At 35.5% G+C, this 21,368-nt stretch carries 20 protein-coding genes; 12 read left to right on the top strand and 8 right to left on the bottom strand.

Features of this window, described 5'->3' with window-relative positions; all coding sequences use genetic code 11:
- Positions 1-3: 3 nt before the first annotated feature.
- The 3 genes from BOQ64_RS02745 to BOQ64_RS02735 all read left to right on the top strand — a co-directional run bounded on the left by BOQ64_RS02745 (position 4) and on the right by BOQ64_RS02735 (position 3,497).
- Positions 4-771: a LytR/AlgR family response regulator transcription factor gene (locus BOQ64_RS02745; protein WP_129056242.1), complete on the top strand. Its 768-nt coding sequence runs from the start codon at positions 4-6 to the stop codon at positions 769-771.
- 468 nt (positions 772-1,239) lie between these two features.
- Positions 1,240-2,844 (top strand): sensor histidine kinase, encoded by a 1,605-nt coding sequence (locus BOQ64_RS02740; protein ID WP_228448106.1) that lies wholly within the window; start codon positions 1,240-1,242, stop codon positions 2,842-2,844.
- Complete coding sequence (locus tag BOQ64_RS02735; RefSeq protein WP_164975733.1) at positions 2,844-3,497, top strand: response regulator transcription factor; 654 nt, start codon at positions 2,844-2,846, stop codon at positions 3,495-3,497. Before BOQ64_RS02740 ends, BOQ64_RS02735 begins: the two co-directional genes overlap by 1 nt.
- Positions 3,498-3,956: 459 nt before the next feature.
- On the opposite strand, the gene BOQ64_RS02730 is transcribed toward BOQ64_RS02735, so the two are convergent.
- From BOQ64_RS02730 to BOQ64_RS23605, 5 genes are all read right to left on the bottom strand, one after another.
- Complete coding sequence (locus BOQ64_RS02730) at positions 3,957-4,352, bottom strand: VOC family protein (RefSeq protein WP_129056246.1); 396 nt, start codon at positions 4,350-4,352, stop codon at positions 3,957-3,959.
- Positions 4,353-4,537: 185 nt separating this feature from the next.
- Positions 4,538-5,224: a Crp/Fnr family transcriptional regulator gene (locus tag BOQ64_RS02725; RefSeq protein ID WP_129056248.1), complete on the bottom strand. Its 687-nt coding sequence runs from the start codon at positions 5,222-5,224 to the stop codon at positions 4,538-4,540.
- A 455-nt stretch (positions 5,225-5,679) separates the two neighbouring features.
- Positions 5,680-6,480: a DUF4249 domain-containing protein gene (locus BOQ64_RS02720; protein ID WP_129059626.1), complete on the bottom strand. Its 801-nt coding sequence runs from the start codon at positions 6,478-6,480 to the stop codon at positions 5,680-5,682.
- A gap of 3 nt (positions 6,481-6,483) precedes the next feature.
- Positions 6,484-7,839 (bottom strand): TonB-dependent receptor plug domain-containing protein, encoded by a 1,356-nt coding sequence (locus tag BOQ64_RS23610; RefSeq protein ID WP_262708723.1) that lies wholly within the window; start codon positions 7,837-7,839, stop codon positions 6,484-6,486.
- A 71-nt stretch (positions 7,840-7,910) separates the two neighbouring features.
- Positions 7,911-8,816 (bottom strand): TonB-dependent receptor, encoded by a 906-nt coding sequence (locus tag BOQ64_RS23605; RefSeq protein ID WP_228448104.1) that lies wholly within the window; start codon positions 8,814-8,816, stop codon positions 7,911-7,913.
- Between the two features lie 425 nt (positions 8,817-9,241).
- On the opposite strand from BOQ64_RS23605, the gene BOQ64_RS02710 reads away from it, so the two are divergent.
- The 5 genes from BOQ64_RS02710 to BOQ64_RS02685 all read left to right on the top strand — a co-directional run bounded on the left by BOQ64_RS02710 (position 9,242) and on the right by BOQ64_RS02685 (position 12,612).
- Positions 9,242-9,850 carry a TlpA family protein disulfide reductase gene (locus BOQ64_RS02710; RefSeq protein WP_228448102.1) on the top strand — a complete coding sequence of 203 codons (609 nt, stop codon included), beginning with the start codon at positions 9,242-9,244 and terminating at the stop codon, positions 9,848-9,850.
- Positions 9,851-9,886: 36 nt separating this feature from the next.
- A complete protein-coding gene (locus BOQ64_RS02705) occupies positions 9,887-10,426 on the top strand; it encodes a hypothetical protein (RefSeq protein ID WP_129056251.1) in 540 nt (179 codons plus the stop codon).
- Between the two features lie 2 nt (positions 10,427-10,428).
- Entirely contained in the window at positions 10,429-10,917 is a 489-nt protein-coding gene (locus BOQ64_RS02700; RefSeq protein ID WP_129056252.1) for an SMI1/KNR4 family protein, read from the top strand.
- 104 nt (positions 10,918-11,021) lie between these two features.
- Positions 11,022-11,612, top strand: a complete 591-nt coding sequence (locus BOQ64_RS02695) for a hypothetical protein (RefSeq protein ID WP_129056254.1) — start codon at positions 11,022-11,024, stop codon at positions 11,610-11,612.
- A gap of 4 nt (positions 11,613-11,616) precedes the next feature.
- Positions 11,617-12,612 carry an SMI1/KNR4 family protein gene (locus tag BOQ64_RS02685; protein ID WP_228448100.1) on the top strand — a complete coding sequence of 332 codons (996 nt, stop codon included), beginning with the start codon at positions 11,617-11,619 and terminating at the stop codon, positions 12,610-12,612.
- A 70-nt stretch (positions 12,613-12,682) separates the two neighbouring features.
- Here BOQ64_RS02685 and BOQ64_RS02680 read toward each other — a convergent pair whose 3' ends face one another.
- Together BOQ64_RS02680 and BOQ64_RS02675 are read right to left on the bottom strand one after the other, a co-directional pair.
- Complete coding sequence (locus BOQ64_RS02680; RefSeq protein WP_129056255.1) at positions 12,683-13,618, bottom strand: alpha/beta hydrolase; 936 nt, start codon at positions 13,616-13,618, stop codon at positions 12,683-12,685.
- A gap of 66 nt (positions 13,619-13,684) precedes the next feature.
- Complete coding sequence (locus BOQ64_RS02675) at positions 13,685-14,275, bottom strand: Crp/Fnr family transcriptional regulator (RefSeq protein ID WP_129056256.1); 591 nt, start codon at positions 14,273-14,275, stop codon at positions 13,685-13,687.
- An 86-nt stretch (positions 14,276-14,361) separates the two neighbouring features.
- Between BOQ64_RS02675 and BOQ64_RS02670 the strand changes: the two genes are divergently transcribed.
- From BOQ64_RS02670 to BOQ64_RS02655, 4 genes are all read left to right on the top strand, one after another.
- Positions 14,362-14,925, top strand: coding sequence for a Crp/Fnr family transcriptional regulator (locus BOQ64_RS02670; RefSeq protein ID WP_129056257.1), 564 nt, complete (start codon positions 14,362-14,364; stop codon positions 14,923-14,925).
- A 104-nt stretch (positions 14,926-15,029) separates the two neighbouring features.
- Positions 15,030-15,419, top strand: a complete 390-nt coding sequence (locus BOQ64_RS02665) for a RidA family protein (protein ID WP_129056258.1) — start codon at positions 15,030-15,032, stop codon at positions 15,417-15,419.
- A 267-nt stretch (positions 15,420-15,686) separates the two neighbouring features.
- Entirely contained in the window at positions 15,687-16,475 is a 789-nt protein-coding gene (locus BOQ64_RS02660) for an SDR family oxidoreductase (RefSeq protein ID WP_129056260.1), read from the top strand.
- A gap of 203 nt (positions 16,476-16,678) precedes the next feature.
- On the top strand, positions 16,679-20,164 hold the full coding sequence (locus BOQ64_RS02655) for a DUF2723 domain-containing protein (RefSeq protein WP_129056262.1): 3,486 nt from the start codon (positions 16,679-16,681) through the stop codon (positions 20,162-20,164).
- 284 nt (positions 20,165-20,448) lie between these two features.
- Here the strand turns inward: BOQ64_RS02655 and BOQ64_RS02650 are convergent, their stop codons facing one another.
- Positions 20,449-21,246, bottom strand: a complete 798-nt coding sequence (locus BOQ64_RS02650) for an AraC family transcriptional regulator (protein ID WP_129057083.1) — start codon at positions 21,244-21,246, stop codon at positions 20,449-20,451.
- Positions 21,247-21,368: the final 122 nt, after the last annotated feature.

Genomic DNA, 21,368 nt, shown 5'->3' with positions numbered 1-21,368 from the left:
GATATGATAAAAGTTGTTATTATTGAGGACGAAATCCCTGCCAGAAACAAACTGAAACGCTTTATCCGTGACTTAGATCAGCCTGTGGAAGTGCTTGCGGAAGTTGATACAGTAGAAACTGCGGTTAATGTTTTGAAGAATATAAAAGCAGATCTTATTTTTTCAGATATAGAACTGTTGGATGGAAATGCTTTTGAAATCTATGATCGGATTCGTATTACCTGTCCAATTATTTTTACCACAGCATACGATCAGTTCTGGATGAATGCCTTTGAAAGCAACGGGATTGAATATCTTTTAAAACCTTTTACACAGGATCGTTTTAAAAAAGCATGGGATAAATTTTTATTGCTGAAAAAATCGGATTCCGGTGAACATGAAGTTTTGGAAAAGCTTCAATATTTACTGAGCAGTCATCGGGCAGAAGAAAAATACAAAAAACGTTTTACAGTAAGTTCTCATCAGGGGATTTATTTTCTGAATACAGAAGAAATTACCTTTTTTGAAGCGGATGAAGGTATTGTTTTTGCGATTGATATAGCCGGGAAGAAGCATTTGCTTCATGAATCTACATTAAAGGATATAGAAGCAGCTCTCAATCCTTCGGAATTTTTCAGAATCAACCGTAGTGAACTTGTACAGAAACAGCATGTTGAAAGAATAGAACGGTATAATAAGAATACACTGGCTATTCAGATAAGAGGGTATAAAGGTCATCTGATGACAAGCCAGGGGAGTACTGCCGCATTCCGTAAGTGGATCGAAGACTGATATAAGTCGTCTGTAAATCATTAATTATAAATAATACTGCCCTATATTTATGCATCCCAATCCCTATAAAAACAGATCTTGAAATATTTTGATAGGGGACATTTTTTTACATCTATTCTAAAAAAGAGATTTACATTGATGAAAAGCTTAGGTTTTATAGGCTTTTTGATGTAAATTAGATTCGTGTTTCACTGTTTTTATCAGAAACTTTATATTATTAAGTAGACGAAAATTAATTTAACTTTGCTGATTGAATAATATATGTAATTATTTAATTTTTATTAATAATATTATATTGTTTAAGACTAATAAAAAAAGACTTAAGAAAACAGGGGATTAATTTATCTGGCAGTAGATATGAAGTATAAATTCTTAAATTTTAAATTGAGGAAGGTTGTTCATTACTCATTGATTATATGTATCTTGTTGATACAGGTAATTATAGGTGTATTTTTTTACAATGAGTTTGTGAATGAAAAAAAGCTGCAGTTTATTAAAACGCAGCTGGAGGAGAGTAGAGCTCTGGGTGGGCTTACAGACAACTCAAAAAAAGATTTCATTGATGCGCAGGAGCATCTTCAAAGGTATATGGTGAGCCAGGATAATAAAGACCTGCAGCTTTATTTTGAATCATTAAGAAAGCTTAAAAAGAATTTTGATAAGATTGGTGAATATGAAAATACAAGCCCCGGGCTTAAAAATAGCCTTGCACAGCATAAAATAGATACTCTTAAGGTAACTAAGCTGAAAACACTTATAGATTCTGTATACGAGACTTCTTTGAAGCCGCCTGTAAAGATTGAAGATAAGCAGTACGAGCCGGAAAAATATAAGAATGACTTTGAGAACTTCAATATACAGACCCGTACCTATTCTGATACAATCAAGAAGAAAGGCTTCATGGGGCGTTTAAAAGATGCCATCACCGGTAAGGTAAATGTTCAGAAAGAAAATACTGTAATTACTTTAACGAATAATAAAACCATAGACATTTCTAATGTAAAAACTGAGATGGATAAGGCTTTAAAGTCGATGGATAAGCATTATGCTGCTGAAGTAAAAAAAGCACAGCAGTATGCAATCAAAAATCAGCGTGAGAATATGCAGTTTTACAGCAACTTCAGTAAACTGTTGGTGTACAGTAACGGGCTGATTGATGTCTATGAAAATGCAATCAAGGATTTTAAGACTGAGCTTGAAAAAGAATATACCAAGCAAAGCTCAGATAATAATAAAATCAGAAGATATCTGGTATTGGGGCTGATGGTCTTAATGTTCATCGTATCTATCCTGATTATGTATTTTACGAGAGTGGCTTTCATCTACGAAAGAAAACTTGATGCTGCCAATAAAGAGATTAAGAACAACCTGAATTTCAAAAACAGAATCCTGGGGATGCTGAGCCATGATTTAAGATCTCCCCTGAAGATTATTAATATCTTCATTGATAAGATTTACAGATCAACTGGTGATGAAACAATTAAAGATTATCTGAAATCTATTAAGTTTACCAACAGTACATTGCTTCTGCAGTCTAACCAAATTTTGGAGTATACAAAAAATCAGGATGCAGAGAAGAAACTGATAAAATCTGTTTTTAATCTTAAAGAAGAGATTGGTTCTATTGTAAAAGTAATTTCCCCTTATTTGGAGACCCGAAACAATAAATTTGCTGTAACAGACAGGATTCCGGAAGGAGTTGAAGTTTTTTCAGATAATATCAGGATAAATCAGATCTTCATGAATATTCTGGGGAATGCCAACAAATACACAGAAAACGGAAAGATTGATCTTGTGATGACAACAGAGCCGTTGGGGAATGATAAAATTACCCTGATTACAACAGTTGGAGATACCGGAGTCGGAATTTCGGAATCTGATTTGAAAAAGATTTTTGACCCTTATTACCAGGGAACTGTTTCAGATGAGGTAGATAATCTTGGAGTAGGATTGGGGCTTAACCTTGTAAAGGAAATTGTAGAATTGTTTGACGGGGAAATTTCGGTTTCCAGTAAATTGCACAAAGGAACACAGGTAACATTCAGGATCAATTTAAATATCAATAATAAATAATGGAAATGCCAATTGAAAACAGGGAAATTATATTCCTCTTAGCAGATGACCACAGTATTGTAAGACAGGGAATGGAAATTGTTATTAGTGATATTGTTCCCAAGGCTACAGTGTATCATACTTCATCTTTACAGCAGGCTGTAGAGCTGGTAGAGACAAAAGGTATTGAAATGGCTATTATTGATGCTCATTTCCCTGAAGGAAACAGCCTACATATTTTACCACAGATGAAAAGTGCAAATCCCGATCTCAAGATCCTTGTTTTTACAGGACTTGAAGAAGATCTGTATGCACTGAAATTTATAAAGGCTGGAGCTAACGGATATCTGAGTAAACTGAGTGAAGAAGAAGAGGTAAGAGAAGCCATTTTACAGTTTATTGAAAAAGGAGAATACTTTTCTGATCTCACAAGAAATTTATTGGTACAGTTTATTTATAATCCAAATGTGATAAGCCCACTGAGCAGTTTAACCAAAAGAGAACTGCAGATTGCAGAGCTGTATGCAGAGGGATATGGAAATCTGGAAATTGCGAATAATTTAAATGTAAAGCAAAATACAGTGAGTACAATCAAAAAAAATATCTTTGAAAAGCTTAAAATTGAAAACCTTGTAGAGTTGATTGATCTTATCAAAACACATCATAAAATATAGGTTTCCTAAGGTCTATTCCACACTTTGTTATTATTTCAGTTGTTTTATAGATAAATATCTATGCCTTATCTGATATGTATCGATGAGGTTTGTAGATGATATTATCCTGCAATGTCGTTACTTTGTAGTATAAAATTTACCAAATGAATTGCTAATGCTTTTTTAGTTATTTCACTTCATTTGAACAAGTAAATTGAAATAACTATAAAATAACAAGTTATAGTTACATAAAACACAAGTGATGAAGATTGATTAACAAGTGATGAGATTAATACAAATGTGTATGAATGACCTTAAACGTGGATTTCTTGAAAAAACCAAATGATAAGAAAAAAACACAAATTAATATAAAGAGATTCAAGGTCTGGTTATGAGTACAAAAGAAAAGGGAGGCAATAAAAGCCTCCTTTTTTTATTGACAATTGTATGTAGCACTAAAACTATACATTATTACCTTTATTAAAATTTTTGAATAGCTTCAAAACTTACGGGTGTGAAGAAGTTAATCAGGTTTCCATCCGGATCACAGAACAGAAGAGAACGATTTCCCCAGGGCATTGTTGTAGGTTCCTGCACAATATGATCTGTCAGGTTTTTAATCCTTTCATATTCATCATCTACATCAGTAACTAGAAATTCTATGATGATATTGCCTTGATTTTTAGATTCTGTAAGATGCTCACCTCCGAACATTTTCATAGTACGTGTACTTCCTATAGCTATGGTGATAGAGTTCGTTCTTAGTTCTGCAAAATCTTCCGTGAACCATTGAGCTGTGGATTCCATTACTTTTTCGTAAAACTGAACAGACTGTCTGATGTCTTTTGTAATGATTCTTAATGATGCTAATTTCATATAATCCTGTATTTAAATAATTTGATACAAAATTAAGAGCAGACTATGACAATAGGCTGTCAGTAGGATTTTGAAGTGAGGTAATTTTTATTTTCCCATAGAATACAAAGGTTAACACAGATGTTTTTGAATAATAAAATTGGAGGCTTTGAAAGCTGATTCGTATTTTTTATACTGCGTCTTATTTAGTAGAAGTTAGCAATATGAATAAGTTGTTTAAAATCAAGGATTCGTATTTTCCGTCCCTCAGATTTAATTAATTTTTCCTGCTTAAAATCATTGAGGATACGGGCCAGTGTTTCTCGGGCTGTTCCTACCATATTGGCAAGATCTACGCGGGATAGAGAAATTAATACTTCCGCTTCAGGAGTATCATTAGATTTATATTTGTCATGAAGGATCAATAAACTAAGTGCAGCCCGTTCTCTTACAGTACGGTGTGATAGAACAGCAATAAGATTGGCCATTACACTGAATTCATGGCTCAGAGATTTCAACAAAAGTCCGGAAAAAACAGAAGACTGGTTAAGGATTTCCAGAAAGTTGTCTTTTGAAATAAAAGAGATAACAGAATTTTCAAGAGTAGAAGTGGTGTCTCCATAAGATTCCTGGCTCAAAATAGCTGAATATCCGAAAAACTCTCCGGTACTGTAAATATAGATGATCTGCTCCCGGCCATCATTATCCACTTTATATTTTTTTATTTTCCCCTCATTAAGGTAATAAATGCCATTAGGCTTTGTGCCGTCAGTGAATATAGCCTCATTTTTTCGGTAGTTTTTAGTTTTCATGGCTTTTAGAAGCAAATCCTTATCATATTCAGGAAGTTCATCAAAAAGATATTGATTATTGAAAATAAATTTTGAGATCATAATTTTTCTAAAGAAGCTATTGAATATACATTCAGTTTGTAACTTAAATCACATTTTAAACCGATATAAATCACCAGATTTTCTGCCTGAACGAATTAATTTTACAAAAGTAATAAAATAGATTTTGAATTAGGATTTATAATAATTCTGATCATTATAGAACCATCATCAGCTCCAAGAAATAAAGAATAATAAATCTGAAATCCACAGATTTTTTTTAAAAATCATAGTAGGATAAGAAGATGAAATTTTAACCATCATAAAAATATAAAAGAGCACTGGATAAGAATTTAAGTTGACATGTTTTTCACAGCGGTTGCTGACATTTTAAATTATTTTTTTTACTTATTTATTTTATCCAGTTGTTTTTAAGGAATATTTTTTAGGTTTTAGAATCAAAAAATAAACGGTTATCCCAAAATTGGAATAACCGTTTTATGCTAATAGAAGAAAGCCTATTGAATTTGAAAAACAAGCGATCTTACAGTATGTGCAGAGAAATATCCCAACGCTCCATTGCTGATATTGCTGGGCGGGTTAGCAGGAGTAACGGTACCGTAACCGTCAGAAATCTGAAGAAGCGCACTGTAATAAGTGAAAATATTGGTGTCAATAGATTGCATCTCAACGCGGATTTCATCTCCGGGTACAACTTCATGGTCTCTCCCTTTATTATCATCATTAGGAAGACCTAAGCTCCACTGATTGGGTAAGCCATTATTTAGATTATCAGAAAGTACACTAATGTATTTTTTTGATAAATTATTGATGGTAACACTAAACAGATAACGATTACCCAGTTCTGCCGGGTCGGTAAAGACCGGAAGAAGAGTATAGGTTGTTTTATCTCCCATTTTAAAAGAATCCTGTACAAGGCCTTCCAGTTCCACCGCTTGAGGCATAGTACTTTGGGCAGTATATTGTTTTCCATCTGCCAAAACCTTAAGAGTGTAAGTTCTTCCTGCTACCCCTTGGAAGGAACTTGTTTTGTATTCCCCACTTCCTGTATACGTTAGAGTTTCTGTTTGTCCAGTGTTGTCGCTTAAAATAACCTGGGCACCTGTAACAGCAGGGTATTGGTTAGGTTGGGAAAAGCCAACAGATTTGGTAATTTTTACAGTGTATGATCCCTCAGTATCAGTAACATTTCCTTCAATGACAATGTTTCCGCTTTGATCAGTCAAATCTAAGTCGATCTCTTTTTCACAGGATGTTAATACAAATGCAGATAATATGATAAAGAATGTTTTTTTCATGATTTAAAATTTGAAATTGTAAGTGATGTTAGGTACCCATCGGAATAGGGAAGTCTGCATAGCACGGGTAGTTCCCGGATTGTTTGGGTTGTCTTCAAAATTAATGGTGTAGGCATTTTCACGGCCGTACAGATTATAGATTCCAAAAGTCCATGATCCTCGGAAACGTTTATTAGATTCCGGTTCATAAGTGGCACTAAGATCCATTCTGTGATAAGCAGGCATTCTGTCTGCATTTCTGCTGTTGTATTGGAATATGGTCTGTCCGTTCAGTTCATATTTTCCAACAGGGAAGGTAACTGCATTTCCTGTGCTGTAAAGGAACAGTCCTGAAAGAGTCCATTTTGAATTAAGCTGATAAGTGGCTACCACAGAAAGGTCATGGGTTTTGTCCATTCTTGCATTGTACCATTGGTTATCATTAATTCCGTCAATTTTTCTTTCTGTTTTGGATAGTGTATAGGAAATCCAGCCTGTAAGCTTTCCGCTTTTCTTTTTGGCGATAAGTTCCAGTCCGTAAGCCCTTCCTTTTCCAAACAGTAATTCACTTTCTACATCTGCTGCAGTACTGAAACCAATCTGCGCTCCATTTTTGAAATCAATCTGATTCTGCATAGATTTGTAATAGATTTCAGCATTCAGTTCATAATTATTGTTATTGAAATTTCTGCTGTATCCTACACTGATCTGATCTGCTATTTCAGGTTTTACAGAATAGCTGCTTCCAATCCATTGGTCTGTAGGGTTTCCACTGCTGCTGTTACTTAAAAGGTGAAGGTTCTGGGTATTTCTTGAATATCCCCCTTTTACACTGCTCACTTCATTGATACGGTAGTTTGCCGTAATACGAGGCTCAATGTTGGTATATGTTTTCCCGAATTTTCCTTTTTCTAAGTACTGACTTCCTGTGAGTACCCCATTTTCATAGGTATTGAAAGTATCTCCACCCAAAACACTGAACAGGGAAAGTCTTGCTCCGTAATTAATAGTCAGCTTTTCTGTTGCTTTGAAATCATCATTGATATACAATGCATTTTCCCATGAATATCTTGAATTTCTTGGAAAAGAATTAACAATGGTTCCGGAGGCACTGCTTGGCGTAAGAGTATGATAAATAGACTGCAGACCAAAACGTACAGAATGCTTATTTCCTGCAAACCAGGTAAAATCCTGCTTAAGGTTCCAGTCCTGTATCTTTGAATTTAAGTTGAACTCACTGTCATTATTTTTCAGGCTGATTTTGTAATCATAATTGCTGTAGATAAGGGAAGTATTGGAAAATAATTTACTGTTGATAATACTGTTCCAGCGTAATGTAGCCGTAGCATTTCCCCAATCTGTATTGAATGTATCTCCCAATCCTAATACATCTCTTCCGAAATATCCCGAAATATAAATACGGTTATTTTCATTGATCTGATAATTAGCTTTCAGGTTAAGATCATAAAATATAATTTGTTGTCTTTATAATCTTTAGAGGACTTAAGAAACAAATCTGCATAGGTTCTTCTTCCCGATACAATAAATGAGGATTTTTCTTTCTGAAGAGGGCCTTCTACACTCAGTCTGCTGCTGATCAGTCCAATTCCTCCGTTAACATTATAGTTTTTGTTATTTCCGTCTTTCATTTTAACATCCATTACTGAAGAAAGACGTCCACCATATTGTGCCGGGCTATTTCCTTTGATGATGCTGGCATCCTTCAAGGCATCACTGTTAAACGTACTGAAAAAACCAAGTAAATGCGAAGCATTATAAACTGGAGCCTCATCCAGTAAGATTAGGTTTTGGTCTGTAGCACCCCCTCTCACACTGAATCCGCTGCTTCCTTCACCATTGCTTTTAATACCGGGTAAAAGCTGTATGGTTTTCATAACATCCTTTTCTCCGAATAATACCGGAAGCTTCTCAATATTTTTGATGCTTAATGTTTCGGTTCCCATCTGGGCGCTGGTGAGGTTCTTATCCTTTTTAACTCCAGTTACAACCACTTCATCTATCGTGTTGGACTTCTGTTCCTCCTGGTTAAGGAAAAGGTCCAGTTTCATATTCTGTTCAACATTAATTTGCTGCTCAAAATCTTTGTAACCAGGATAAGAAATAACGATGGTATGGTTTCCTTCTGGCAGTGATAGAGAGTAAAATCCATATTCGTTGGCTACAACGTTAATCGAAGGATCATCGCTTACTTTTACCGTTACACCTATCAGCAGTTCGCCGTTTTTTTTATCCTTTACTGTTCCGCTTACGGAGCGGGATTGCTGTTGGGCCATCATCAGAGTGCTGAAACAGAGCGCAGCAGTGGCTGCGGTAATTTTTAAAAAAGATGTTTGCATTAGTTTTTTTTAAAGTAGTAGACCTTCTTCTATATGTATCTGGAGTTTATAGTTTCCTGTTGATTAGTTGAATGAATGGGGAATTAGTTACATATAAATTCCCGGAATTATGAAAAAAATAAAATATTTCTTATTGTTAATCAGTGTTTTCTGAAATTTTAATATGAAAGATTATGGAAAAAGACTGTGGAAAATGTATTCATTTTAAAGTTGTTGTGGTTTTAGTGAATCAAAAATAGATTATGGGGGTAAAAAGCACAAATGTGTGAATTGGTTATTTTTATTTATTAATATTAATTTTTTTAAGCATACAACGGGAAAATTTATATAATATTTTGATCTTGATAGGTTAAAATTATAAATCATGTGAAAATATTTTTCCTTTTTTAGGGTGCTTCAATCCAAATTTTAAACTTATCTTGCCTGTGAAGAATGATCAGAAGAGTATGGGAAATTTTAAAAAGTGGATGATGAGCAATCTTTCCACGATCTTATTGACGGTTTTGTTTATTATTATATTGGTAAATCCGGATGCCAAAGCGTGGCTGATGAGACAGGTTGCTTCTACAGGAATTCTTAATTCCAGTATTTCTGAAGCGGGGGAGAAACCAAATGCTAAAGCAGCTTATACCGGGTTAATGCTGAAAAATGAAGACGGAACCCTTATAGATTCCTCTCATCTGAAAAATAAAGTGGTTTTCATTAACTTCTGGGCATCATGGTGCCCGCCATGCCGAGCTGAGTTTCCATCAGTTGAAAAGTTGTACAACAAATATAAAACCAACCCTGATATAGTATTTCTTACGGTAAATCTTGATGATAATCCTTCCCTGGGAAAAACCTATCTAAAAGAAAAAGGATTTACAGTTCCTTTTATAACCCCGGCAGGGAATATTCCTGGAGAACTTTATAACGGCTCATTACCAACAACCGTTGTACTGGATAAAAAAGGAGAAATTCGTCTTCATCATACCGGAGTGGCAGATTACAGTAAAGATTCTTTTTACCGGCAAATTGATTCATTACTGCAATAAAAAGAGCATACATAAATACTTTTAGTAATCGAAAATATGAATTTGTATACCTTATTTTCCTTTCATCCGAAAGAGGATTATTATTTCTCCGTGATAGATAAACAGGGAACTATTTTTGATAAATTCAAGCTTCCTGAATGCCGGGAAATTCCAATCAGAAATAATATCATTCCTATAAAAGAAGAATTTACTGAAGAGTATTCTCTGAATATTGATGAGTTTTTAAAGGATTACGACATCTATACCTGCTATACAGGGGGTACAGGAGATTTGTTTTCTGAGAAAGCAGTTGTAGCTTTAAAGACACAGCTTCAGGATGAAGTTGAATTTATTCCGTGTATGTTGAAAGGCCAGAAAGTGCCTGTTTATGCAGCATTATTCCTGAAAATGGCTCCTATTGTAAAGGACTTTGAAGGAATGGGATTTACATTTGAAGATATTCCGTTGTCAGAGGTGAAATATGCCGTTCAGGATGAAAACAAAGGAATTAAATTCGTTACTCAGGCTTTTGTAGAGCTTGTGAAAAAATATGATCTGAAAATTGAATGCAAACTACAAACCCATGATACCATTTAATAATGATTTCATTTAAAATACTCTCCATAGAAGAAATAGAGGCTGAGATTCTCAAAGAAAAAGGAAATGGACAAAATTTTCCCAAAACTATTGATTTTCCATTTCCTGAAAATTATAAAAGTCTGGTTACCTTAATAAAAACAACAGAGATAGCATCAGAAGCTATTCTATTTAATGCTGTGGAAGCTGTAAATGAAAATAAAGAATTTGTATTGTCAGATTATTGGTGTTTTGCGGGAAACGGGCAGGGAGACCGTTGGTTTCTGGATAAAAACGGAGTTGTTTTCTTTTATGATCATGATTATGACGAAAGATTAGAACCAATGAATATCAGCTTTGAACAATGGCTGCAAATGGCATTTATTATCCAGCAGCTGGATTTGTATTTTGATGAGTACGATTACGTTTCAGAACCTGTCAGAAAAAGTTTTTATGAAGCCCTGAATCTTATTCGTCCCGGGTTAAGTGAAATTTATCCTTTTACTGTTTAACTTTAGCTGAAACATGACCTTTATGATTGCAGAACTTTATAGAATCAGCTACTTTTGAAGTCAGAATAAAATTATTTATCACTAATATCATTTTTATATTTCCCATGAATGTAGACCAACTGAAGGAGAAAGCGCAGCCTATGATTCGCAAAGCACAGATATTTGTTCTGGCCCGTGAGTCTGATGAAAAAACAGCTTATGCCAATGAAGATGAATCTGTTCGTTTTCTGGTGAAACATTTAGATCAATGGATGGCTCTTACCGAAGATCAGGATGAATTCAGCTTTTTACCTATTGATATAAAATCTATTAATTTAAATAAATATACAGCGTTAGCCGGAAAGCCCATAGAGATTTATCCGCCGTTTGAAACCTTAATGCATTACGGAGATGAAGAAATCCAGCAATGGATTACTGAGAATGATGGGGATAAGGATGATTTGTGCAGCCTGTTTGCCTTTGCTTCAGATGAATATACAGATATTTGGATGGACTCTCATCCTATCTATTCATATGAAGGAATCTTTGCTTACCAGGGTGGTTGGGCAATGACCTGGCCGGAAGATGATGCTCCTATGCAATGGAATGAGGACCTGGAGTTTCTTTTTCAGGTCGGGTTACAGAATGAGCCTTTTATAGAAGTGTTCTATGATAAAAAGAATGCTTCCTATATCTGTATAGAACGTAATACATAAAGACGTGGAAGAAGTACAACATGTTTACTGCGACAAGCATGGGCAACAGGACCTGAAGTTACTATGCAGCCACCTTCTTGCCGTCAGTAATGAGCCGATAGGTTTTTACGAATGTAAGCCGGAAGATATGGCCTGGTGTAACGAATGTGAAGAAGCCTTAAGCAAAACAAGAACAGACGAAGAACAGGATCAATGGTCTCTGGACTGCGATTACAAAATTGTATGTACCGTATGCTGGGATACTATAAAAAAATCAAACCAAATTATTAAAAAACCAATGAATTTAACAGAATTAGAACAGAAATACAACATTCAATACCCTGAAATCTACAAGCAGTTAGCTGAAAATAATATGCTGGATTGGGGAGTATCCGGATCAAACTGGTATTATGATACTTTTCCGAAGTTAAAAGCAAATCCACCTTTACTTTTATTTGGATTTGATATTGAAATCTGGAATGACCAGGAGCTTGTTGAAACTGCTATTGAGGAAATGTCTGATGAGGAAGATTACAGAAACATTCATCCGGACTATCAATTTATTCCGTTTGCACAGAATGGAGCCGGAGACCTGTATGCCTTTCAGTTTGATCTGCAAAAAGACGGAACTGTACCTGTAACGCTAATTCCCCATGATGATGAGGAAGCAGAGGTATTGGCCGGAAATTTCCAGGATTTTATTTTCCGTCAACTCCTGGAATCAGTAACAGAGATACATGAAGATTCTATGTTCTACGAAGAGGAAGAAGAAGATCTGAAACAGAACCTTTTTAACCAGCTGAAAACGCATGAGCCGTATCTCACGGCAAAGCAGGTAGAAATCCTGAATAGCATTTACACAAGGGATATCTTTGAATACACTTACAAAATTCCCAATGGCGGATCATTTGAAACCGAAGGACTGGTAACATTTGATGAGGTAGAAGAAATTTTAAATAAAGAGATTGCTTCTGAACATTTGAACAGAAGCTTTAATTATACAGAATCTCCGAAATCATAAGTACGTTATTAGATAATTGTTAAAAAGCCTGCAGTTGTGATCTGCAGGCTTTTTTATTGATTTTATCATATTAATTCAGGGACTGAATAAATTCATCAGCATATTGAATCAGCTGCACCAAAGCAGTTTCTTCCATTGGATAATGACCTCCATTTTTTAATAATTTTACAGTAAGAGGAGCTTTAATTCCTTTCATGGAACGTTCACTCAAATGAAGAGGTGTCCATTGGTCATTATCGGGTTGTGTCAATAGAATAGGGCATTTGTTGAATTGTGTTACAGGAATAGGCAGGTGATAATGCATGTATTCATATAAAAACTGCAGCTGAACGTTAGCACCGGCAGAAACATCATCCTTCAGGAATATTTTTAAAGCCTTTTCATTATTGGTGAGAAAATTCATTTTGGAAACAGCTTTCATAGGCAGCTGAAATCTTTTGAGACCTATTTTATTCAGGAAATTCATCATAGGAAACATAAACCCGTTAGACCATCCAAACTTTGCGGTTTCTTTTCCAACCGTTTTATCATCATTTTTCAGGAAACACATTCCGACAATTCCATGGACTTCATCCATAAAACAGGCAGCGTTATAACAGACCATTCCACCAGCACTTAAACCATAAAGAATAGGCTTTTTATAATCGCGTTTCGTTTCAGAGTTTACAAAATCAGCGAAACAGTGTATCCAGTCATCATAGGTGATATCTTTTTGATTAACCTCTGTCATTCCATAACCAAGATTATCTATCGCAACCACTTCATATCCAAGTTCTGCCATTTTATGGCCAAAGATCATATTCATCTGGCGGCCATTGGTTCCTACACCATGATGCAGAAAAATTCTGTATTGTGCATTGGGGTTAGGGTAGCGGTCAAGGTGGATATTATTTCCTTTCCATTGCCAAACTTCTTCTAAGGGAAGATTCTTATCTGTGATCTGAAAATCTAAAGGAAGCAATTCGTTCAATTGTTTCCAGGCTTTATTGTTTTGATACGTTTTCATTTTTTTACTGATTTAAATTAACACTACAAAGTTCAGGATCAGTAAAATGAATTCGTTTAAAGTAATTTAAAAAGTGATCTTTGCTTTAAGATTGCTGAGCCAAACGTTCGTGATCCCCATAAAGCTGGCAATATTCTGCCCTGAAAAACGAAGAAACAGGAAATTGTAATGCTCATACAGCCATTTCAGATACTCTTCACTGGTTAATCCCAGCTGGAAATTCCTGAAAAGATCAATAGCCAGAAAAAGTTCTTCAGTTTTGTGAGTGTAAAACCCGAGGAGTTCTATATCGTTTTGAATGAGATTAAAAAAGAAATCATAGTCTGCGGCAATCACTACCGATTTTTCATTCGCTCTTATTTCATAATTGGTTTTCTGATGAAAATAAACCGAATCATAGGATTTAAAGAACTCACAAAAAGATTCAGTATGGAACATGACGGTTTTTTCTTCCCCTCTTGAAGTAATGATATTCCGGATAAAGCTTCCCTGTATGATACAGTATATCTTACGGTTGTTAGACTGAAAGGCGATCAGAGGTTCTCCTTTTTCAAGATTGATAACCTCACAATGGTTTTTCAAAGTATGTAAAATAGACCCGTCATTGATAGGAGGAAGTTTGTTAATCAGTATGTCAAAATATTGATGGGTGTCCATTCCTGTGTATTTACCACTAATATACAAATATAGTCTGTGATTTTCTTCATGAAAAAACAGTACTTTTATACCTTAAGAACCTAAATATGCCGGATCGGTTAAGAGCTCATATCGAAAAAATACTTCCTCTGAATGATGAAGAGTTTGACTATATATCTTCCTGTTTTACCTATAAAAAATATAAAAAACATCAGTTTTTAATCCAAGAAGGAGAACCTGTTCCCTATAATTACTTTGTGTTGAAAGGACTTCTGAAATTAGTATATACAGACGAAGCCGGAAAAGAACATATTGTAGGTTTTGCCATGGAAGACTGGTGGGAAACTGATTTCTCTGCCTATTATCAAAACCAAATAGCAACCATGTCATTGGAATGTGTGGAAGATACAGAAGTATTATGTCTCACACTTGAAGACTATAGAAAAATCTGCAGTATTCATCCTAAAATGGAACATTTCTTCTTGGAAAAAGCCTATATGGGTTTTATTTCCGCGCAACAACGCATCATTTCTACCATGACAACAGGAATAAAAGAACGGTATGAACAGCTATTGGAAAAATATCCATCTTTGGTACAACGGGTTCCCAAATCATTACTTGCTGCTTACTTGGGAGTTTCCAGGGAAACCCTGAGCCGATTACCATTATAAATTGTGATTTCCGTCACTTCATAATCGTGATGGGAATCACAGAATTTTGCTGTATCTATTCTGCAATTTTGCAAAGTAATACATAACAAAATTCAACAGGTACAATGGAAAAAAGAACCGTAAACCCATGGAAATGGCAGGAAGAACGCAGCTACTCACAGGCTGTGGAGGTAAGAAATGTGCAAGCCACTTTATACTGTTCAGGACAGGCCGCAATTGATCCGGATGGTACTTCAAGCAATAAGGATATGAAAAGCCAGCTGGAACAGGCAATTGCAAATCTTGAAGAACTAATTACAACAGCAGGGTATGAATGTAAAGGAATTGTAAGATTGAATATTTATACCACTTCAACACAAGAGTTATGGCCTCACTTTCCAATTCTTCAGGAATGGATTGCGTTGCACAATATTGAGCAGGCCGTCACGATGCTTGAGGTGAATGGCTTATTTGAAACACTGAAAGTAGAGTTGGAAGCTACAGTAGTTAAATAATCTTTAAAGCTTAAGAGGTTGTTTCAAAAGCCTCAAAAGCCCTCTGTCATTCTGAACGCAGCATTGCGAGATGAAGGATCTCAATACAAAAAAGGCTCTCGCAGATCTCACAGATTACGCAGATTTTTAATCACAATTACCCGTCTAATCAGCTCAATTTTCGAGATAATAATAAACATGGTCTCTGTCATTTTAAATCTCTACTTAAAATGACAGTTTCTTTTTTTACTATCTTTATATAAACTAATCTGTAATTATATTGAGAGTATGAATATTCAACTTTTTTCAAAAAATACATTAGTAGGCGGTGCTACGCAGGGAATAGGAGCTGGAATTGCCATTGAACTGGCAAAATGTGGAGCCAATGTTACGGTAATGGCCCGTAACGAGGCAAAACTTAAGGATTTTACAGCTGTATTGCCAATCGTGAACCAGAATCAAAAACATGAATATCTGGTTGCTGATTTTTCTGATTTTGATAGCTATAAAAAGATCATTACAGAGTATTTTAACACTCATTCTGTAGATATTTTAGTGAATAACACCAATGGCCCTGAGCCGGGACTTGCTGTTGATAAAAATGTAGCAGATTATCAGAAAGCTTTTGATCTTCTTTTTAAAACAGTCTGTGAAACAACCTTATTGGCTTTACCGCATATGATTGAACAAAAAAAAGGGCGCATCATCAATGTCTCTTCACTCTCTGTAAAAGAACCTATCGGTAGTCTGGCCCTTTCCAATTCTATCCGTTCTGCAGTAATGGCTTGGGCAAAAACATTATCCAATGAAGTCGCTCAGCATAATATTACTGTGAATAATATTTTAACAGGATATTTTGATACAGCGCGTATCCAGAGCCTGATCAGCCATGATGCTCAAAAAGCAGGTACATCTGAAGAAGAGATCAAACAGATGAGAGAAAATAAAATCCCGATGAAAAGGTTCGGAAAACCTGAAGAATATGGGCATCTGGTAGCTTTTCTGGCCTCAGAATATGCGTCTTATCTTACCGGGGCTAATATTCCTTTGGATGGTGGGCTGAATAATACGTATTAAGTTACAGGAAATGAAGCGGCAGGCTGGAAGAAATACAAATTGTAATTTCCTAAAGAGAACCTCCATTAGTATTAAGTCTAATTGTAGCTTCCAACCTTCCTCATCCAGCTTCCAGCCTCATCCATAATTTTATTTAAAAAAATCACAGGTTGATGTAATATTCCCTCCACATCAGTTGTCATATCAATATTGGAAAATATTATATGAAACACTGGTCTTTTAAAAAGTGGAACACCGTATTGGGTTGGTTCCTTTTCTCTATTGCATTAATTACCTATTTCTCCACCATGGAGCATTTCCTTAGTTTTTGGGATTGTGGAGAGTATATTTCTTCAGCGGCAAAGCTTGAAGTAACTCATGCTCCGGGAGCAGCATTATTTCAGATTGTGGGGGCAGTTGCCAGTATATTTGCCTTTGGGAACAGTAGCAATTATTCTATAGTGATTAATGCTATGTCGGCACTTTTCAGTGCATTTACTATTTTGTTTCTGTTCTGGACCATTACTCACTTTTTAAGAAGGCTTTTACATAAAAACTTAGATGATCTTACAGGACTTCAGGGAATTTCAGTTTTATTTGCAGGTGCCATTGGAGCTTTATGCTTTACATTTTCAGATACATTTTGGTTTTCAGCGGTAGAAGGAGAGGTGTATTCGATGGCTTCACTGTTTATTGCAATTTTGGTGTGGCTTATTACTAAATGGGAAAACGAAGATACAGCAGCAGATAACGAAAGATGGATTATCCTTATTTTCTTTATTCTTGGACTTTCAGTGGGAATACACATGATGTGTATGCTGGCTATTCCGGCCATATGTTTGGTGTATTATGCGAGAAAGTATTCATTTACATGGAAGAGTTTTATCATCGCTAATCTTATCACATTGGGCGTTCTTGCATTGGTATTTAAAATTATTTTTCCATTGATAATGACGATGTTTGGACAGTTGGAAATATTCTTTGTCAACGGTTTAGGGCTTCCTTTCCATTCAGGAACTATTGTAGCTTTTGTGTTGATGGCTGCTGTCTGTTATTTCATGATTAAGTATGCAAGGAAAGCCAAAAGGAATATTTATCAGACTGCCGTTTTATCTGTTGTGTATATGATCATAGGCTTTTCGTGTTGGCTGGTAATCCCGATTAGGGCGAATGCCAATCCTCCAATGAATCTTAATAATCCTGATACAGCTATTGGAATGAAGGATTATTACAATAGGGTGCAATATGGAGACTGGCCCACTACTTATGGACAAAACTATACTGCAGCTCTAGATAAAAAAGGAATAGAAAAGAATGAGGATGGAAGTTATAAAAGAGAAATTACAGGGGATAATTATGAAAAGGATGAAAAGACCAGGACCTACAGAAAAACAGGAGAAAGATTTAATTATGTCTACAATAAATCTCACATAAGCTTTATGCCCAGAATGTTCAGTGAAGATAAAGAGGTGATGGCCAATTATATTTCGATGTACGGAGCTCCTGACTTTACATTCAACTATGATAACGAAGATGTGGCAGACAGCCCACAGGCTAAGCAGATCTTTGATGAATTAAGAGCAAAATATGAAGATGACTCCATCACGGTTGAAGATTATATGAAAGTAAAACCATATGATCTTATTAATGTTCAAAGACCTTCATTTGCCCAGAATATGGACTATTTCTTTACCTTTCAGAATGGTTATTATTTTGTAAGATATCTGATGTGGAACTTTGCAGGAAGGCAGAATGATCTTCAAGGCCATCTGGAAAACACCCATGGGAACTGGATTTCCGGATTTTCCTTTATTGATAATGCTTTATGGGGAAATCAGGACAACATCCCTGCTAAGTTTAAGAATGAAAGCACGGTGAAGTTCTTTTTCCTACCGCTAATATTGGGATTAATTGGTTTCTTCTTTCAGCTAAACAGAGACTTTGGACGATTTTATGCACTTCTTTCCCTATTTGTTCTAACAAGTATCGGAATTGTTTTTTATACAGGAGTAAAACCTTTTGAAGTAAGAGAGAGAGACTATGCAATGGTAGGTTCATTCTATTCTTTTGCTATTTGGATTGGACTGGGTGCAGGATCCATTTTATGGTTTTTTCAATCTAAAGTAAAATCTAAAGCTGCTCCTATTATATTGGGAATAGTTTTGCTGGGAATTCCTTTTATGATGGGTTTTCAGAATTATGTTCCGCATGACCGCAGCAGGAAATCTGCTGCCTATGATTCTGCTTATTCTTTCCTTGCATCTCTGCCTAAAAAAGGTGTAGTTTTCACTTATGCCGATAATGATACTTATCCGGTTTGGGGATTACAGGAAACAGAGAGGTTCCGGGATGATGTTAAAACAGTAAATTTTACTCTGCTGGCAACTCCGTGGAACATTGATCAGGTAAAAAGAAGAACTTATAATGCCATGGGAATTCCGGGTGAGCTGACTCATGAGGATTACAGGGATGGTGTAAATGATCAGGTGTACCTGATGAAAAAGGAAGACTGGGAAGGCTTATTTGCAATGTTAAAGGATCAGGGGGCTCCGGATACAGAGTTTCAGGAATTCAGAAAATACCTGACTCAGGATTCAATGACGTTAAAAGAGGCCTTGAAATTCCTGAAATATAAATCTCCGGCAAAAGATGAGTTGCTGAAAATGTATTTTGGAGAAAAAGAATACGAGAAATACAATATTATTCCGGTGCATAAATTCGTATTTCCGGTCAATAAAGAAAATGCTGTGAAATCGGGGATTATTAATCAGGCAGATCTTCCAAATACTATAGATCAGATAGCGATTAATTATGAAGCCAATACTCTTTATAAAAGTCATCTCATCATGCTGGATTTACTGGCCAATTTTGACTGGAAACGTCCGATCAGTTTCTCGTCTGGTGGAATGTATGACAGTGAAAATATCTTTTACCTTGATGACTATCTTCAGTTTGACGGTTTCAGCTACAAACTGGTTCCTATCCGTACCACTCAAAGTCCGGATGGAGATAAGGGCAGAGTAGATGCCCATTCACTTTATAATGTAGTGAAAAACTACAAATGGGGTAATTTTAAAGATCTTAGTAATCACTACGATGAAACTGGTATATCTGATATTATGAACTACAGGATGTCTGTGAGCAGAGCGGTTTCTGCATTGGTGGCGAGTGGTGATAAAACAAAAGCTTTAGAATTGCTAAATCTTGTTTCAAGAGAAATCCCTGCCGAAAAATATAATGATCCCCGTTCATTAAGTTCAATTGTTACGGCTTATATTGTTGCAGGCCAGGAACAGAAAGGCCTTCAATTGGCTGAGAATCTTAAAAGAGAAATTTTTTATGAATATGACTATTATCAGAGTCTTTCTCCTAAATTCAGAGCAGCAGCCAGAAGACAGATGAGATCTAAGCCTATGGAATATTCTCTTGTGGTTTCTGCGGTAACAGATGCTTACAGAAAAACAGGTCAGAATGATAAAGCACGGAGCTATCTGTTGAAATCTGTAGAACCAATTGATAAGAAGTTTAATGCATTTGTGAAAAATCTCCAGCAGATGGACAAAGAAACAGCAATGAAAGAATCTGAAAATGTTCAGAGAATCACTCCTTTTTATCAGTATTTATTTAATGTAATGGAACCTTTTGATTCTACCTATTCAAAAAAGAAAGAAGAGCAGATTACTGCAGCTATTATTAAAGCAACTCAATAGCAAAAAATATAACCATTAAGATGAGGTAAGACATTCGGAATAAAGGATTTTGTTTTTATAGTTTCGTTTTAAAATCTTAGATTTTACCTTGTATATTCTGAATCTTATCTCATTAATGGTTTTTAGCTATAGCCTTTAAATTCAATATTTAAAGGCTTTTTTATTTTAATGACTTAAAAATTGATGAAATATTTAATTAATATCTCAATATTCCACTCCGTTGGAGGGGTGGCGAAAATTCAAAGAATTTTTGACGGGGTGGTTTTTACCCTCATCCCAAAACATCAAAAAGCCTTACTACTTTTCCTAAGATCCGAAGGTCTGGATTGCGTAAACTCATGAAAAGTATCACTAAAAGCACTGATTGAACTGTAACCTACATCATCAGCAATCTCATTAATAGGTTTATCTGTATTTAAAAGGAGTTCAATCGCTTTGATGATCCTCAATGTTTTCAGATACTGAAGAAAAGAGATATCCATATCCGCTTTAAACAGGCGGGACATAGAACGTTCACTCAACCCAAATCTGGCACTTACATTGGAAAGCGTAAGTTTTTCTCCCATATTCCATTCAAGATAGGAAACTATTTTCATCATCTGCTTGTTGTGCGTAGCAGGAAGAATAATAGGTAAAGGCTGTTTATGGGTTTTAGGAAGAATCTTTTTTAAAGCTACCAGAAACTCAAAGTTTTCATCTTTTTCAGTAACATGTTTTTCATCCCATATTTCTGTATATTTAATCATCTGGATCAAAAGTTCCGATGCCGGATAAATTCCCAGCCTGCCGTAAAAAGGATCTGAAACATCATCATAAGCATAAAAATAAAGAGACCGAAGAACTGTTGCTGTATGACCAATTTCTAAAATATGTTCCATACCCTGCGGAATCCAGAAGAAGTGTCTGGCAGGTACCACATACGTCCTGTTATCGATGGTAATATAAGCAATACCGCCTTCTACATAGCTCAGCTGTCCCTTTGTATGCTTATGAAACGGAATCAGTTTCTCTGATTTTTCATGCATTACAAATACACTTTTCTCGTGTTTGTCGATGTCCGGAAGCGCTGCAATTAATCCCATAGAAAAATCAAAATAAGAATGAAAATGCAAATATAATCATTTGGCCGGAATCATGTAAAACTTGACTATTTTAGGTAAATAAAATTTACAGATTGCCAATAAATTTGCAGTGCAATAATTCG

The organism is Chryseobacterium sp. CH25 (genome assembly GCF_004119455.1).
Lineage (GTDB): Bacteria > Bacteroidota > Bacteroidia > Flavobacteriales > Weeksellaceae > Chryseobacterium.
This window is presented reverse-complemented; position numbering and strand designations above follow the sequence as displayed.

Bases quoted from the DNA above. Each gene is read 5' to 3' on its own strand.
- BOQ64_RS02745 (WP_129056242.1), top strand. From the start codon at position 4: ATGATAAAAGTTGTTATTATTGAGGACGAAATCCCTGCCAGAAACAAA.
- BOQ64_RS02735 (WP_164975733.1), top strand. From the start codon at position 2,844: ATGGAAATGCCAATTGAAAACAGGGAAATTATATTCCTCTTAGCAGAT.
- BOQ64_RS02730 (WP_129056246.1), bottom strand. From the start codon at position 4,352: ATGAAATTAGCATCATTAAGAATCATTACAAAAGACATCAGACAGTCT.
- BOQ64_RS02725 (WP_129056248.1), bottom strand. From the start codon at position 5,224: ATGATCTCAAAATTTATTTTCAATAATCAATATCTTTTTGATGAACTT.
- BOQ64_RS02720 (WP_129059626.1), bottom strand. From the start codon at position 6,480: ATGAAAAAAACATTCTTTATCATATTATCTGCATTTGTATTAACATCC.
- BOQ64_RS23605 (WP_228448104.1), bottom strand. From the start codon at position 8,816: ATGCAAACATCTTTTTTAAAAATTACCGCAGCCACTGCTGCGCTCTGT.
- BOQ64_RS02705 (WP_129056251.1), top strand. From the start codon at position 9,887: ATGAATTTGTATACCTTATTTTCCTTTCATCCGAAAGAGGATTATTAT.
- BOQ64_RS02700 (WP_129056252.1), top strand. From the start codon at position 10,429: ATGATTTCATTTAAAATACTCTCCATAGAAGAAATAGAGGCTGAGATT.
- BOQ64_RS02695 (WP_129056254.1), top strand. From the start codon at position 11,022: ATGAATGTAGACCAACTGAAGGAGAAAGCGCAGCCTATGATTCGCAAA.
- BOQ64_RS02680 (WP_129056255.1), bottom strand. From the start codon at position 13,618: ATGAAAACGTATCAAAACAATAAAGCCTGGAAACAATTGAACGAATTG.
- BOQ64_RS02675 (WP_129056256.1), bottom strand. From the start codon at position 14,275: ATGGACACCCATCAATATTTTGACATACTGATTAACAAACTTCCTCCT.
- BOQ64_RS02670 (WP_129056257.1), top strand. From the start codon at position 14,362: ATGCCGGATCGGTTAAGAGCTCATATCGAAAAAATACTTCCTCTGAAT.
- BOQ64_RS02665 (WP_129056258.1), top strand. From the start codon at position 15,030: ATGGAAAAAAGAACCGTAAACCCATGGAAATGGCAGGAAGAACGCAGC.
- BOQ64_RS02660 (WP_129056260.1), top strand. From the start codon at position 15,687: ATGAATATTCAACTTTTTTCAAAAAATACATTAGTAGGCGGTGCTACG.
- BOQ64_RS02655 (WP_129056262.1), top strand. From the start codon at position 16,679: ATGAAACACTGGTCTTTTAAAAAGTGGAACACCGTATTGGGTTGGTTC.
- BOQ64_RS02650 (WP_129057083.1), bottom strand. From the start codon at position 21,246: ATGGGATTAATTGCAGCGCTTCCGGACATCGACAAACACGAGAAAAGT.